Origin of the sequence: Halomonas terrestris (assembly GCF_049166755.1) — a bacterium.
Classification (GTDB): domain Bacteria; phylum Pseudomonadota; class Gammaproteobacteria; order Pseudomonadales; family Halomonadaceae; genus Halomonas.
In genome coordinates this window covers 1-1,437 of sequence record NZ_JBMHFZ010000053.1, presented here as the reverse complement: position 1 = coordinate 1,437, position 1,437 = coordinate 1, and the positions used below count along the sequence as shown (strand labels likewise).

Here is a 1,437-nt window from a genome sequence, read left to right as displayed (position 1 = left end):
CAGGCGGTGCATGGCCCGGGTGCAGGCCACGTAGAGCAGGTTGCGCTCCATGTCGGTGGCGTAGTGCTTCGCCGTGACCTCGGGGACGATGACCCGGTCGAACTCCAGGCCCTTGGCCATGTGGGCGGTGCAGACGACGATGCCCCGGCCGAAGGCGGTGCTCTTCTCGCCGAGCAGCTGCAGCCGCTCGAACTCACCGTGCTCGCCGCTCTCCAGGGCCTCGAAGACCTTCGTCGCCTGCTTCTGGGTCTTGCAGATGATGCCGAGCGTGTGGTGCTCGGAATCCGTGAAGTCACGAGCCAGCTCGCCGATGGTCGCAATCTCCTCCTTGCGGGTGCGGGCCTTGATCACCTGCGGCTCCTCGCCGTGGCGCTCGATCGCCTCCAGCTCGGGGTTGGGCGCGATACGCTGGGCGAAGCGGGTGATCTGAAGGCTCGAACGGTAGCTCTTGTTGAGGGTCACGCAGGAGGACCGGCGCAGCACCCGGCGGATCTCCTCGGCCCTGGAGGCGCTGTAGGGGTTCACCGACTGGAAGGCGTCGCCGAGGATGGTCTTCTTGCACGAGAAGAGCCGGCCGATCACCGCGTACTGCACCGGGGTGTAGTCCTGCATCTCGTCGATCAGCAGGTGCTTGACGTCGCGCCAGCGCGAGCGCACCCCCTCCAGGCGCATCTTCAGGTAGATCAGCGGGAAGACATCGGCGTACTCGAGTCGCCCCCGCGAGGCGGTCCTGAACAGCTCGGGCCGTCCCAGCCAGTGGTAGAAACCCTTGTAGGTCTCGCGCAGGGTGGTCTGCCGGAGCATCGTCTTGAGAGCCGCCTTGAGCTGCTTGCGCTCGTCCGGCTCCAGGTCGTAGTTGTACTGGTTGCCGATCTTGCGCTCGATCTCCCAGCTCACCTGCCTGAGCCGTTCGTTGGTGGGCAGGTGGCGATGCTTGCGGAACACCTCCTCGAGCAGCCAGGCGGGCACCAGCCGCCGGGCGATCCACAGGTCCTCGGCGGCGAAGCGGTTGGCCTCCACGTGGCCCGCGTAGCGGTCGAGTTCGGTCAGGAACTCCGGCGAGGCCTTGTAGCGCAGCCGCGCCTTCATCGCCTCGTCGTCCTTTTCCAGCAGCGCCGTGGTCTGCTCGAAGAAGCTCTCGAAGCGATACTGGCCCTCGAGCAGCTCGTCGGCCAGCTCCTCCATGCCGACCTGGTTGACCGTCTCCTCGCCGAGCTCCGGCAGCACGTTGGCGATGTAGGCGGAGAACACCCGGTTGGGCGAGATGATCAGGATGTCCTCGGAGCGCAAGCTCTCCTTGAAGCGGTAGAGCAGGTAGGCGATGCGGTGCAGGGCGATGGAGGTCTTGCCGGAGCCGGCCACCCCCTGGATGATCAGCGCCTGGGCCTCGTCGTTGCGGATGATGGCGTTCTGGTCGCGCTGGATGGTGGCGACGAT

At 66.2% G+C, this 1,437-nt stretch carries 1 protein-coding gene; it reads right to left on the bottom strand.

Annotation, left to right across the window (positions count from 1 at the left end; translation table 11 throughout):
- The coding region (locus ACOMD9_RS21070; RefSeq protein ID WP_421417979.1) for a HelD family protein at positions 1-1,437 on the bottom strand (1,437 nt) is incomplete at both ends.